At 72.0% G+C, this 12,262-nt stretch carries 15 protein-coding genes; 7 read left to right on the top strand and 8 right to left on the bottom strand.

All coding sequences use genetic code 11. The annotated features are described in order from the left end of the window. A partial coding sequence (locus ACBI99_RS29670; protein WP_375074105.1) for a Uma2 family endonuclease occupies positions 1–574 on the bottom strand: 574 nt, incomplete at its 3' end. A 107-nt stretch (positions 575–681) separates the two neighbouring features. Here ACBI99_RS29670 and ACBI99_RS29665 point away from each other — a divergent pair. Beyond that, the gene (locus ACBI99_RS29665) at positions 682–915 is read left to right on the top strand and encodes a hypothetical protein (protein ID WP_219502205.1); all 234 of its coding nucleotides are present in this window, start codon (positions 682–684) and stop codon (positions 913–915) included. A gap of 45 nt (positions 916–960) precedes the next feature. On the opposite strand, the gene ACBI99_RS29660 is transcribed toward ACBI99_RS29665, so the two are convergent. The 3 genes from ACBI99_RS29660 to ACBI99_RS29650 all read right to left on the bottom strand — a co-directional run bounded on the left by ACBI99_RS29660 (position 961) and on the right by ACBI99_RS29650 (position 3,113). Beyond that, complete coding sequence (locus tag ACBI99_RS29660; RefSeq protein ID WP_219502206.1) at positions 961–2,088, bottom strand: hypothetical protein; 1,128 nt, start codon at positions 2,086–2,088, stop codon at positions 961–963. A gap of 69 nt (positions 2,089–2,157) precedes the next feature. Beyond that, positions 2,158–2,658, bottom strand: a complete 501-nt coding sequence (locus ACBI99_RS29655) for a hypothetical protein (RefSeq protein ID WP_375074010.1) — start codon at positions 2,656–2,658, stop codon at positions 2,158–2,160. Positions 2,659–2,717: 59 nt separating this feature from the next. Beyond that, positions 2,718–3,113, bottom strand: coding sequence for a hypothetical protein (locus tag ACBI99_RS29650; protein WP_375074009.1), 396 nt, complete (start codon positions 3,111–3,113; stop codon positions 2,718–2,720). 232 nt (positions 3,114–3,345) lie between these two features. Here ACBI99_RS29650 and ACBI99_RS29645 point away from each other — a divergent pair, with 232 nt between their 5' ends. From ACBI99_RS29645 to ACBI99_RS29620, 6 genes are read left to right on the top strand one after another with little or no spacing between them, the layout of a single operon-like run. Next, positions 3,346–4,629, top strand: coding sequence for an ROK family protein (locus ACBI99_RS29645; RefSeq protein WP_375074008.1), 1,284 nt, complete (start codon positions 3,346–3,348; stop codon positions 4,627–4,629). After that, complete coding sequence (locus tag ACBI99_RS29640) at positions 4,626–5,426, top strand: ABC transporter permease (protein WP_375074007.1); 801 nt, start codon at positions 4,626–4,628, stop codon at positions 5,424–5,426. Before ACBI99_RS29645 ends, ACBI99_RS29640 begins: the two co-directional genes overlap by 4 nt. After that, positions 5,423–6,193 (top strand): ABC transporter ATP-binding protein, encoded by a 771-nt coding sequence (locus ACBI99_RS29635; RefSeq protein ID WP_375074006.1) that lies wholly within the window; start codon positions 5,423–5,425, stop codon positions 6,191–6,193. Before ACBI99_RS29640 ends, ACBI99_RS29635 begins: the two co-directional genes overlap by 4 nt. 37 nt (positions 6,194–6,230) lie before the next feature. Continuing rightward, entirely contained in the window at positions 6,231–6,896 is a 666-nt protein-coding gene (locus ACBI99_RS29630) for an aliphatic sulfonate ABC transporter substrate-binding protein (RefSeq protein ID WP_375074005.1), read from the top strand. After that, the gene (locus ACBI99_RS29625) at positions 6,886–7,200 is read left to right on the top strand and encodes a hypothetical protein (protein ID WP_375074004.1); all 315 of its coding nucleotides are present in this window, start codon (positions 6,886–6,888) and stop codon (positions 7,198–7,200) included. Before ACBI99_RS29630 ends, ACBI99_RS29625 begins: the two co-directional genes overlap by 11 nt. Next, on the top strand, positions 7,197–8,666 hold the full coding sequence (locus ACBI99_RS29620) for a sulfatase-like hydrolase/transferase (protein ID WP_375074003.1): 1,470 nt from the start codon (positions 7,197–7,199) through the stop codon (positions 8,664–8,666). Before ACBI99_RS29625 ends, ACBI99_RS29620 begins: the two co-directional genes overlap by 4 nt. A gap of 7 nt (positions 8,667–8,673) precedes the next feature. Here ACBI99_RS29620 and ACBI99_RS29615 read toward each other — a convergent pair whose 3' ends face one another. The 4 genes from ACBI99_RS29615 to ACBI99_RS29600 form a co-directional block, all read right to left on the bottom strand. Continuing rightward, positions 8,674–9,969 (bottom strand): MFS transporter, encoded by a 1,296-nt coding sequence (locus tag ACBI99_RS29615; protein ID WP_308125662.1) that lies wholly within the window; start codon positions 9,967–9,969, stop codon positions 8,674–8,676. A gap of 58 nt (positions 9,970–10,027) precedes the next feature. Then, a complete protein-coding gene (locus tag ACBI99_RS29610; RefSeq protein ID WP_219502221.1) occupies positions 10,028–10,432 on the bottom strand; it encodes a hypothetical protein in 405 nt (134 codons plus the stop codon). A gap of 66 nt (positions 10,433–10,498) precedes the next feature. Continuing rightward, positions 10,499–11,374, bottom strand: coding sequence for an aldo/keto reductase (locus tag ACBI99_RS29605; protein ID WP_375074002.1), 876 nt, complete (start codon positions 11,372–11,374; stop codon positions 10,499–10,501). After that, entirely contained in the window at positions 11,365–12,261 is an 897-nt protein-coding gene (locus tag ACBI99_RS29600; protein ID WP_357587448.1) for an NAD-dependent epimerase/dehydratase family protein, read from the bottom strand. The genes ACBI99_RS29605 and ACBI99_RS29600 overlap by 10 nt, the downstream gene beginning before the upstream one ends. Between the last annotated feature and the right edge of the window lies 1 nt (position 12,262).

The following is a 12,262-nucleotide window of genomic DNA, read 5'->3' as shown; positions in this document are numbered from 1 at the left end:
AGGTGTCGATCTCGGTGAGGTCGAGGTCGATGTCGAAGGGGACGGTGACCTTGAGGCGGTCGTGGTAGATGCCGGTGGGCACGTAGGAGCGGGTGGGCGGGTCGAGCTCGTGGACGTAGACGACGGGCCTGCCGGAGTCGCTTTCGACGCGCCAGAAGTGGGGGATGCCTGCTTCGGCGTAGAGGGCCGGTTTGCGGGCGCGGTCGCGCTCCTCCGACTCGGGCGAGACCACCTCCGCCGCCAGCACCACGTCGGCGGCCTCGTAGAAGGTGGCGTCGGGGCGGATGACGGCCCGGGGGCCGAGGACGATGAGGTCCGGCTCGGGGCGCTGCCGGGGGCCGAGCTTCACGCTCATCTCGCGGCGGACCCGGTGCCCTTCGGGGGCCGCCGCGCGCAGCCCCACGGCCAGCAAGAACAGCGCCGAGGTGTGGAACTCTCGCTGTGGGCTCACGAAGACCAAGCTTCCGTCAATCAACTCCGTGTGCGCAGGCAGATCCGGAATGTGATCGAGGTCTTCCGCCGTGAAGCCCTGCGGTGGCGGGAACACCCAGTCGGGTAGCGAAGGTGGCGTCATCGTCAGGCTCACCGCTTCGGCCGTCATGGTTCTTACCGTAGCAAGCTACTTCGATCACTGTAGGTGAACGAGTGCCGGGCTGACGAGTGGTGAGAGAATGCGGCTCTATGAGGCAGCTGCTCGTGTTCGGTGAGAGGGACGACGCCGAAGAGGTGGCCGAGACGCTGGGGGAGTGGTTCCCGGGGCTGGGGGTGCCGCGGGTGGTGCGGGAGACCCTGGCGGGGGAGGACGACGCCGAGGACGCCCAGTGGGTCGTGGTGCTCGACGGCGCCGACGGGGTGGATCCGGTGAAGGTCGACGAGCTGGTGGAGCGCTACGACGGGTGGCGCGAGGACGCGTAGGGCGCCGGAGCGGGCGTGCTCCGGCGCCCGGCGGGGCGGTGCGGGTCAGCCGATGGGCTCGAAGGGGTTCGGGGGCTGGGCGGTCCAGCGGTGGAGCTGGGCGTGGGCGGTCTGCTTGGTCACCCCGTCCTCGACGATCTTGCCGTCCTTGACGACGTAGAAGCGGCCGTCGTCCAGCGAGGCCAGGCCGTACTGGCCGCCCGACTCCCAGCCTCGGACGCCGCTCTGCGGGTCGTGCAGGCCCTTGGGGGCGAGGGGGAGGATGGCGCCCTGCTCCGGCTGCGGCTGGCCCTCGACGGGCCCGGTGACGGGCTTGGCCGAGGCGTCGACGGTGAAGAGCGAGTAGTTGGGGAAGCCCGGCTTGGCGCCCTTGTAGGCGGCCATGAGCCAGGTGCCGCTGTGGCCGTCGAACTCCAGGTTTTGCACTCCGTACCTGGTGTTGCCGGTGCGGACGAAGTACTTGCCGGCGGGGGCGTCGGGTCCGGCGGTGTGCGGGGCCGACTGGGTGAGGGGTCGCTCGTACTTGCGCCACTGGTTGACGTCGTACTGCAGCAGGACCTGGTGGTCGTTGTCGGCGCGGGTGGTGTTGGAGTAGACGCCGTAGGCGACGGTGAGCTTCTGCTTGCCGTGCCGCTTGCCGAACTCGGGCCCGAACGCGACGCCGTCGATGCCGCTGCAGCCGTAGCGGTGGTCGGGGGTGTCGGCCACGTTGCCGTCGAAGACGCCGTCGCCGTTCATGTCGGCGCTGTAGTCGGCCACGACCTCCTTGAGGTAGACGGTCTTGACCACGTCGGAGTTCTCGGCGTCCATGCCGAGGCTGGTGATGCGGTCGACGTCGAAGATCGCGATGTAGAACGCCTTGGCGTCCTTGTACTCCAGCGAGCCGTAGACGCGGCCGTCCTGCCGGTTGAGATCGAGGTCGCCCAGGTGGCCGGTGAAGCCGGTCACCGAGCCGACGGGCTTGCCGGTCAGGTCGGTCTTGACGAGGAGGTTGGTGAACGAGAAGTACATGAAGCCCTTCTTCTCGTCCACCGCGATCCCCTGGACGTGCCCCGCCTGCCAGGCCCCGCCGTACACCTCCGCCGGGAAGGACGGCCGGTCGGCCGCGTGGGCGGGGAGGGAGACGAGGGTGGAAGCCGTGAGGGCGGCGGCCAGGACGTGTGCGACCCGCATGTGTTGCCTTTCAGGATGTTCCTTGACGAACCCGGACAATAGGGCGTCGCAGAAGATCCTTACAGACTTCTAGACGGCCAGTCCATGTCCGCTGGTCAAACTCCTGGTGAGGCGGAGGTCGTGGGAGCCGTCGGCGCGGGTCAGCTCGTAGTAGAACCACCACTCGTCCCCGACGGCCAGCGCGTTGACGTAGCGGAGGGACCCGGTGGCGTACGGCGAGACCGACCAGGGGCCGCCGGGCGTGAGGCTGCGCCAGGAACGCAGGTCGGCGGAGACGGCCAGGCCGCAGCGCTCCTCGTAGTTCTCCTCGTGGGAGGCCGAGCCGTCGTAGAAGCCGAGGAAGCCGCCCTCGACGGGCGCGACGCTGTTGAGCCGGGCCTGGTAGCGGTCCCAGCCGCCGCCGACCGCCAGCGCCTCGCCCTCCCAGCGGAACTCCTCGCCGCCGTCGTCGGAGACGGCCAGGCCGGTGGGGTGGATGGTGGCGCCGACCGCGTAGACGTCGCCGCTCGCGTGGGCGTCCGCGCGCGGCCCGGCGAACGGGGCGGCGTAGCTGGCGAACAGGTACGTCACCCCGCCCCAGGTCAGCGCGTACGGGTCCTTGACCCCCTCGGTGCCGGTGGACGCGGCCGTCAGGACCGGGCGGCGAGGTCGAAGCGCGCGGGGTGGGCGGCGGTCAGCCCGTCGATCCGCCAGCGGTTGTCGGCGGGATCCACGTACGAGATCAGCAGCCGGTAGCCGCCGGACGCGGTGCGCGTCAGGCAGAAGCGTTCCATGGAGGGGGTGCCGAGCTCGTCCTTGCGCACCGACCACACGTCGGTGAAGCGGACGCCGTCGTCGGAGACGGCCACGGCGCAGCGCCAGCCGCGCTCGGCGTCGGCGCCCCGGGGGCGGCGCTGCCGGTAGGTGAGCCAGAACCGCTCGCCGTCGTGCAGCACGCCGGCGCTGCCGGCCCAGTAGCCGGGCTCGTCGCGTTCGGGCCGCAGGACGACGGTCGCGCCGGCGGGGTCGATCGGGGGGAGGGGCATGGGGCCTCGCAGGCGGGAACGGGCGGCCCGCGGAGGCCGCCGTGAAATTTGCTCAGATTGCGAAATTAACCCGCCGTTCGTCACGCGCCGCAACCCTCGTTACGCGAACGTTACGGGCCGTACACGATCATCTACGGCATCATTTCTGCTGGTGAAGGCCGAAATTTCGGTCCGTGGACCGTTTTTTCCGGGTTATTGACCAAAAAGAGTGGCGGTCGGCAGACTCTGCCCTATGCCCGGTCCACTTTCACAGTTGCGCCGCGGGCACGAGGAGCTCGTCCTCGGCCTGTTGCGCCGGCACGGCCCGCTGAGCCGCGGCGAGCTCGGCAAGCACTGCGGCCTGTCCCGCACCACCCTGTACGACATCCTGGCCGAGCTCGTGGCCAGCGGCGCCGTCGTCGCCGCCACTCAGCAGGAGGCGCCGCGCGGACGCGGCAGGCCCGCCGAGACCCTCACCCTCAATCCCGACGCCGGCCAGGCCATCGGCATCGACTTCGCCCGGCGCGCCGTGCACGTCGCCGCCGTCAACGTGGCGCACGAGGTCGTCGGCTCGGCGAGCGAGCCGCACCCGGCCGGCCTGCCGTGGGAGGAGCGGGTGGAGCTCGCCGCCCGGCTGGTGCACGGCCTGACCGGCGCCCACGGCGGCGGCGCGCTGCGGCTCGGCGCGCTCAGCGCGATCGGCGTCGGCGTCGTCGGCCCCGTGGGCGGCGGCCCGAGAACGGAGGACGGTCGCGGTGACGGTCGCGGTGACGGTCGCGGGGGGAGCGATCCCCGGGGGCACGAACGGCTCGCCGGGCTGCTGCGCGAGCGCTTCGGCGTGCCGGTGCTGGCCGACAACAACACCCGGCTGGCGGCGCTGGCCGAGTCCATCTGGGGCGCGGCCACCGGCGTCGAGGACGTGCTCTACCTGCGGCTGTCGCACGGCGTCGGCGGCGGGCTGGTGGTCGGCGGATCGCTGCACCGCGGCGCGTACGGGCTGTCGGGGGAGTTCGGCCACATCACGGTCGACCCGGCGGGCGCGCGCTGTGACTGCGGCGGGACCGGCTGCCTGGAGACCGTCGCGTCGATAAGGGCCGTGCTCGACGCCTACCGGGCGGCGGGCGGGCGCGCCGAGGACGTGCCGGAGCTGGTGAAGGCGGTGCGCGAGGGCGACGCCGTCGCGCTCGGCCTGATGCGCGACGTCGGCTCGCGCGTCGGCGCGGTGCTCGCCGCGCTGTGCAACGCGATCGGCCCCAGCGTGGTCGTCGTCGGCGGCGAGCTGGCGGAGGCCGGGGCCGCGCTGCTGGACCCGGTCGGGGAGACGCTGGGCGCGCAGATCATGCCCGTCACCCGCGACCGGGTGAGCCTGCGCAGGGCCACGCTGGGCGAGGCCGCGGGCGCGCTCGGGGCGATCGCCCTGGTCCTGCATGAATCGCCCCTGCTGTCCCGCTATCCGGCGGACGGCGACGAGGCGGAGCGGCCTCCGGCGGCGCCGGAGCGAGCGGAGGAGACCATGAACCCTGGGAGGCGGCGATGACCGCGATCTCCGCGCCGCAGCGCAAGACGGGCGGCCGGGCCGAGGGGCGCAGGCCGCGCCGCTCGATCGTGCTCAACCTGGTGGCCGTCGTCATCGGCCTGGCGGTCTGGACGCTGCTGGCGTCGGTCGGCGTGCAGGGCATGCCCGGCCCGGCCGAGGTCGCCGCCCGGGCGGCCGAGCTGGTCGCCGACGGCACGCTGGCGATGGACGCGCTGGCCAGCCTGCACCGCGTGCTGCTCGGCTTCCTGCTGGGCACGCTGCTGGCCGTGCCGGTCGGGTTCCTGATGGGCTGGTACGCCACCGCGCGCGGCCTGCTGGAGCCGTACGTCCAGTTCTTCCGCACGATCCCGCCGCTGGCGATCATTCCGCTGGCCATCGTGCTCATGGGCATCGGCGAGGTGCCCAAGGTCTTCGTGATCTTCCTGGCGTCGTTCCTGTCGAGCGTCGTGGCGACGTTCCAGGGCGTGGTGGACGTGGACAAGACGCTCATCAACGCCGCCCGGGTGCTCGGCGCCTCGGACCGGACCATCTTCCTCAAGGTCGTGGTACCGGCCTCCACGCCGTTCATCCTGGTCGGCATGCGGGTCGGGCTCGGCTCGGCGTGGGGCACGCTGGTGGCCGCCGAGCTGATCGCCGCGCAGGAGGGGCTCGGCTTCCGGATGCAGCAGGCCCAGCTCTACTACGACCTGTCCACGATCTTCGTCGGACTGATCGCCATCGGCGTGCTCGGCCTGCTGATGGACCGGCTGCTGCTCCTGGCCGAGCGACGACTCACCGACTGGCAGGAGCGCCGATGACCACCAAGATCTCCTTCAGGGACGTCGTCAAGACCTACCCGATGCGCGAGGGCACGTTCACCGCGCTCGACCACGTCAGCCTGGACATCGCCGACCAGGAGTTCGTCACCGTCGTCGGCCCGTCGGGGTGCGGCAAGAGCACGCTGATGAGCATGGCCGCCGGGCTCGTCGAGCCGTCGGCGGGCCAGGTGCTCGTGGACGGCGAGCCGGTCGCCGGCCCCGGCCCCGACCGCGGCGTGATCTTCCAGCAGTACGCGCTGTTCCCCTGGCTGACCGTGCGCAAGAACGTCGAGTTCGGGCTGAAGCTGGCCGACCTCCCGGCGGAGGAGCGCAGGCGCCGCGCCGAACGGGCCATCGAGCTCGTCGACCTGTCGGACTTCGCCGACGCGCTGCCCAAGACGCTGTCCGGCGGCATGAAGCAGCGCTGCGCCATCGCCCGCGCCTACGCGGTCAACCCGAAGGTGCTGCTCATGGACGAGCCGTTCGGCGCCCTCGACGCGCTCACCCGGGTGCAGCTCCAGGACCAGCTCCTGCACACCTGGAGCCAGGACCAGCGCACGGTCATGTTCATCACCCACGACGTGGACGAGGCCGTCTACCTGGCCAGCCGGGTGATCGTCATGGCCGCCAGGCCCGGCCGGGTCCAGCGGATCATCGACGTCGGCCTGCCCTACCCGCGCACCGAGGAGATCCGCCTGTCGCCCGAGTTCGGCCGCATCCGCAACGAGGTCTGGCACTCCGTCTACCACCAAGCTCCCGCGGCCTGATCGGCCGACGAAACCCCCCGGAAAGGACGTACCCGCCATGCGTGTGCTTCGCCGCGCCCTGACGGCCGCCACAGCGGTGATCATGATGTCGCTGTCCGTGTCCGCGTGCTCCGAGGACGGCTCCACCGTCCGCTTCGGCTACATCAGCGACTACAACGGCGCCAGCCTGCTGGCCATCGCCGACAAGCAGGGCCTGTGGGAGAAGCAGGGCCTGACGCCCGAGATCAAGGTCTTCACCAACGGCCCGCTGCAGATCCAGGCGCTCGGCGCGGGCGACCTCGACTTCGGCTACATCGGCCCGGGCGCCATGTGGCTGCCCGCGTCCGGCAAGGCCAAGGTCGTGGCCGTCAACACCCTCGCCTACGCCGACCGCGTCATCGCCCGGCCCGGCATCGCGAGCATCCGGGACCTGAAGGGCAAGAAGGTCGGCGTGCCCGAGGGCACCTCCGGCGACATGGTGCTCAACCTGGCCCTGCGGAAGGCCGGCATGACCGTCGAGGACATCGAGAAGGTGCCGATGGACCCGGCCACGGTCGTCTCCGCGTTCGCCGCCGGGCAGATCGACGGCGCCGGCATCTGGTACCCGCTGATCGACACGATCAAGGCCAAGGTGCCCGGCACGGTCGAGCTGGCCAGCACCAAGGAGTTCCCGGACAACTCGTTCCCGACCGCGTTCGTCAGCGGCAACGAAGGTGGCGCCTGAGCTGACCGAGAAGGTGCTCAAGGTGCTGCAGGAGGCCAACGACTGGCGCGCCGCCCACCCGGACGAGGCGATCGCCGAGGCGGCGGCCCTGCTCAAGCTCGACAAGGCCAAGGTCGCGGCCGACGCGGCGAACGTGCAGACGATGTCGACCGCCGACCTGGTCGCCAAGACCCAGGACGGCAGCGTCGGCAAGTGGCTGAACAGCCTGAGCGAGTTCTTCGTCAGCACCGGCCAGCTCCCGTCGGCCCCCGACCCGGCCACCTACTACACCGGCGATCTCTACACGAAGGCCTACAGTAAGTGAACCTGCTGTTCCTGATGACCGACCAGCACCGCGTCGACACGCTGGGCTGCTACGGCAACCCGCACGTCGCCACGCCGAATCTCGACCGGCTGGCCGAGACCGGCACGCGGTTCGACCGGTTCTACACGCCCACGGCCATCTGCACCCCGGCGCGGGCCAGCCTGCTCACCGGGCAGGCGCCGTTCCGGCACCGGCTGCTGGCCAACTACGAGCGCAACGTCGGCTACCTGGAGGACCTGCGCGACGACGCCTTCACCTTCCCGGAGGCGCTGAAGGAGCGCGGCTACCGGCTCGGGCTGATCGGCAAGTGGCACGGCGGCACCCACCGCAACGCCGCCTCGTACGGCTTCGACGGCCCCGACCTGCCCGGCTGGCACAACCCGGTCGACCACCCCGACTACCTGGCGTACCTGAAGGAGCGTGACCTGCCGCCGTACCGGATCTCGGACCTGATCCGCGGCACCACGCCCAACGGCAACCCGGGCAACCTGCTGGCGGCGCGGCTGCACCAGCCGGTGGAGGCCACGTTCGAGCACTACCTGGCGACGCGGGCGATCGAGCACCTGGACCGTTACGCGGCCACCGGGGAGCCGTTCTTCCTGGCGACCCACTTCTTCGGGCCGCACCTGCCGTACCTGCTGCCGGACGAGTACTTCGACCTGTACGACCCGGCGCTGGTCGAGCTGCCGCCCTCGATCGCCGAGACGTTCGAGGGCAAGCCGCCGGTGCAGCGCAACTACAGCGACCACTGGACGTTCGACACGATCCCCATCGAGGTGACGCGCAAGCTGATCGCCGTCTACTGGGGGTACGTGACGCTCATCGACCAGCAGATCGGCCGCATCCTGGACAGGCTCGACGAGCTTGGGCTTTCCGACCGGACCGGGGTGTTCTTCACCGCGGACCACGGCGAGTTCACCGGGGCGCACCGGCTGCACGACAAGGGCCCGGCGATGTACGAGGACATCTACCGCATCCCCGGCATCATCCGCGTCCCGGGGGCGCAGCCGCAGGTCAGGGACGAGTTCGTCACGCTCACCGACTGCACGGCGACGATCCTCGACCTGGCCGGCTGCGACACCTCACCGGCGGTCGACAGCCGCAGCCTGGTCCCGCTGGTGCGCGGCGAGCGGCCGGAGTGGGCCCCCGAGCTGGTCGCCGAGTTCCACGGCCACCACTTCCCCTACCCGCAGCGGATGATCCGCGACGAGCGCTACAAGCTGGTGGTCAACCCCGAGTCCGTCAACGAGCTGTACGACCTCGCCGGCGACCCGCACGAGCTCAGCAACCGCTACGAGCACCCCGAGCTGCGCCCGGTCCGTCAGCGCCTCATGCGCAGGCTGTACGACCTGCTCCGGGAGCGCGGCGACAACTTCTATCACTGGATGACGCCCATGTACGACATCGGCGCCTCGGACTACGACCCGAGCCTGAGCGCCTTCGAGCCGGAGAGCAGCCCGGCGTGAGCCCGGCCTAGGCGGTCGTCGGCTCCTGGGCGCGGCGCGCCCGCTCCGCCAGCGCGTGCTCGTCGGTACGGGCGTCGTAGCGGCGGAAGGCGGGCAGCGCCGCGCTCAGCAGCGCGACCGCGCCCACGCACATCAGCCCGCCCAGGCCCAGCGACAGCCTCGGCCCGCCGAGCTGGCCCATCAGCGACGCCCTGGCGTTGCCCAGCATCGGCCCGGTCGAGTAGGACAGCAGCTCGATGCCCGCCAGCCGGCCGCGCATCTCGTTCGGGATCGTCTGGTTCCACATCGTCATCCGGAAGATGCCGCTGATCATGTCGGCGGCCCCGGCCAGGGCCAGGCAGGCGACCAGCGCCCAGAACTGCGGGATCGCGGCGGCCAGCGCCACCGCGACGCCCCACACCGACGCGGCCACGATCACGCCGAGCCCCTGCCGCTGCACCCGGGCCGCCCAGCCGCCGGTCACCGAGGCGATGAGGGAGCCGATTGCGCCCGCCGAGTAGAGCAGGCCGACGGCCGGCAGCGCCCCGTACTCCTCGGCCAGGCCGGGGAACAGCGCGGTGGACATGGCGAACACCATCGCCGCGATGTCCACCAGGTAGGTGCCGACCAGGTCCTTGCGGCTCGCCGCGTAGCGCAGCCCGTCGATCAGCGACCTGATCGAGGCGGGCTGGGCGTCCTCGGCCGGCGGGCGGGATCCGATCCGCCACAGCAGCGCCAGCGACAGCAGGAAGCTGACCGTGTCGAGCCCGTAGGCGAAGGCCGCACCCCATTCGGCCACCAGCCAGCCGCCCAGCGCGGGGGCGGCGATCGCGCCGAAGTTCCACCGCAGGCTCGTCAGCACCGCCGCGGCGCCGAGCTGCTCGTGCTTGACCACCTGCGGGATCAGCGACTCCATGCTGGGCCGCTGCAGGCACGAGATGGCCATCGCCAGCGCCCCGACCACGTACAGCACCCAGATCTGCGGCTCCGGCAGCATGGCGTTGACCATGAGCGCCGCCGCCGTCACGGCCAGCCCGACCTCGCTCAGCAGGATGATCCTGCGCCGGTCGAGGGAGTCGGCGATCGCGCCGCCCCACAGCCCGAACACGACCATGGGCACGAACTCGACCAGGCTCATCATCCCGACGGCCACGTACGAGCCGGTGAGCTGCCACATCTGGAACGGCAGCGCCACCATCGTGATGAACGTGCCGAACATCGTCACGACGCCGGAGGCCATCAGCAGCCGGAAGTCACGCGAGTCACGCAGCGGGCTCAGGTCCGGGGCGAGTCTGCTGAGCTGGGATATCACACGACGGCGCACGGGCGTCGATTGTCCACGCCCGTGCGCGTTCCCGGCAAACCGTTTTCCGCCCCGGTGGTCAGCGGAGCTTGCGCAGGCCCATGATCTGCAGCTCGGCGAACACGCCCACCACGAGCGCCTGGGCGATGGCCCACACGGCGCCGATCGTGGTGAACTCCATCATCCCGGTGATCACGGCGGCGACGCTGCCGAGCGTCCAGGCGATGTTCAGCCCGATCACGGCCTTGACACCCGCCTGGCTGACCGTGCCCCTGGCCGCCAGGAGGCCCACGGCGGCGCCGTACACGAGCAGGAACGCCCCGATGCCGCGCAGCAGGCCCGCGTCCGGCCCGAGCAGGTCGCTCACCAGGCCGGCCCCGGCGAGGTAGACCAGCCCGTTGGCGCCGGTGACGACGGCGTCGAGGGCCAGCACGAGGCGCAGGAACTTGGCGCGGCCGGTGGTGGCGACGGTGAGAGTGGTCATCTCGCTTCTCCTTCAAGGATTCTGTCCGACACCGCAACCGTGCCATCACGGGCGTAGGCGGCGCGATTACGCGTGAGGTAATGCGCCCTCCGGGCGGCGGTTCAGGCGGGCGAGCTCGCCGGGGGTGAGCCTCAGCCCGGCAGCGGCGGCCGAGTCGGTGATCGAGGCCGGCCGGGTCGCGCCCGGGATGGGGATCACCCGCGGGCTCAGGGCGAGCAGCCAGGCGAGGCAGACGCGCTGCGGGCTCACCCCGCGCTCGCGGGCGACCTCGTGGAAGACGGTCCCCCCGGCGGGCTCGCCGCTCTCCAGGGCGCTGCGGGAGATGCCGCCGAGCGGGCTCCACGGCAGGAACGCCAGCCCGAGCTCGTCGCACAGCCGCAGCTCCGGCTCGCCGTCGCGGACGGCGGGGGAGAAGCGGTTCTGCACCGACACCAGCCTTTCGCCCAGGTCGAGCCGGGCCAGGGCGATCTGGTCGCGGTCCACGTTCGACAGGCCGATCATGCGGATCTTGCCCTCGTCGTGCAGCTCGCGCAGCGCCCCGACCGACTCGGCGAACGGCACCGCCGGGTCCGGCTTGTGCAGCTGGTACAGGCCGATGGCCTCGGCGCCCAGCCGCCGCAGCGACGCCTCGCAGGCGCGCCTGAGGTGGCGCGGGTCGCCGTTCACCGTCCAGGAGCCGTCGCCGGGCCGCCCCCGCCCGCCCTTGGTGGCCACCAGGACGCCGTCCACGCCCCGCAGGGCCCGGGCGACGAGCCGCTCGTTGTGGCCCTCCTCGCCGGCGTGCCAGTGGTAGGAGTCGGCCGTGTCGATCAGCGTGACGCCGGCGTCCAGCGCCGCGCGGATCGTCGCCACGGCCCGGTCGCGGTCCGGCCGCCCCTCGACGGACAGCGGCATCGCGCCCAGCCCGACGGCGCCCACGCGGACGTCCCCGATCACGCGCACCCTGCCACCCCCGCCACAACCTCCGCCGCCACCCCGGGCAGCCAGGCGCCCAGCTCCGAGAAGCGGAACCCGAGCCCGCTCGCCCGGCCGTTGTCCAGGGCGTACGCGCGCCCGAACGAGTACGGGGACACCTCCTCGCCGACGGTGTAGACGGCCCGGCCGGCCCCCGCGGCGGCCAGTGCGTCGCACAGGCCGAACACGTCGGCCGCCCCGTGCGAGCAGGCGTTGACCGGCCCGGTGAACGAGCCGCGCACCGCCCACACGAGCACGTCGGCGATCTCCTCGTGGCTGACGAACGTCGCCGGGCGGGGCCGCCGGTGCACCACGATGGGGACGCCGTCGCGCATCCGCCGCGCGTAGTGGGCCAGCCGCCCGGTGAAGTCGGCCCCGCCCAGCACGTGCGCGGTGCGCACCGCCACCACCTCGAACGGCGGGCGCCCGGCCAGCACCGCCTCCGCCTGCCGCTTGCCCTCGCCGTAATGGGCCGCCAGGAAGCCCGGGTCGCGCCACGGCAGCTCCGGCCGCACCGGCCAGGCGCCCGCGTCCACCGCGTCCTCCGCCCACGGGCCGCCGTCGAGCCGGTCGTACACCTCGGCCGTCGAGGTCATCACGTAGCGGCCGGCGCGCCCGGCGAAGACGCGCCGCGCCGACGCCGCCTGCAGCGGCGTGTAGCAGACCTGGTCGAGCACCACGTCGAAGGAGCGTCCCGCGAGCGCGGCCCGCAGCCCCGCCTCGTCGTCGCGGTCGGCCGCCACGTGCCGCACCCCTTCGGGCACGGGGGCCGAGCCGCGGCTGACCACGGTCACGTCGGCCCCCTCGTCGCGCAGGCGCTCGACCACCCGCCTGCCGAAGTACCGGCTGCCGCCGATCACGCACACACTGTCCATG

It is taken from the genome of Nonomuraea sp. ATR24, assembly GCF_041950485.1.
In the GTDB taxonomy this organism is placed as follows: domain Bacteria; phylum Actinomycetota; class Actinomycetes; order Streptosporangiales; family Streptosporangiaceae; genus Nonomuraea; species Nonomuraea ceibae.
This window is presented reverse-complemented; position numbering and strand designations above follow the sequence as displayed.

Coding starts and splice junctions, on each gene's coding strand:
- ACBI99_RS29665 (WP_219502205.1), top strand. CDS start 682: ATGAGGCAGCTGCTCGTGTTCGGTGAGAGGGACGACGCCGAAGAGGTG.
- ACBI99_RS29660 (WP_219502206.1), bottom strand. CDS start 2,088: ATGCGGGTCGCACACGTCCTGGCCGCCGCCCTCACGGCTTCCACCCTC.
- ACBI99_RS29650 (WP_375074009.1), bottom strand. CDS start 3,113: ATGCCCCTCCCCCCGATCGACCCCGCCGGCGCGACCGTCGTCCTGCGG.
- ACBI99_RS29645 (WP_375074008.1), top strand. CDS start 3,346: ATGCCCGGTCCACTTTCACAGTTGCGCCGCGGGCACGAGGAGCTCGTC.
- ACBI99_RS29640 (WP_375074007.1), top strand. CDS start 4,626: ATGACCGCGATCTCCGCGCCGCAGCGCAAGACGGGCGGCCGGGCCGAG.
- ACBI99_RS29635 (WP_375074006.1), top strand. CDS start 5,423: ATGACCACCAAGATCTCCTTCAGGGACGTCGTCAAGACCTACCCGATG.
- ACBI99_RS29630 (WP_375074005.1), top strand. CDS start 6,231: ATGCGTGTGCTTCGCCGCGCCCTGACGGCCGCCACAGCGGTGATCATG.
- ACBI99_RS29610 (WP_219502221.1), bottom strand. CDS start 10,432: ATGACCACTCTCACCGTCGCCACCACCGGCCGCGCCAAGTTCCTGCGC.
- ACBI99_RS29600 (WP_357587448.1), bottom strand. CDS start 12,261: ATGGACAGTGTGTGCGTGATCGGCGGCAGCCGGTACTTCGGCAGGCGG.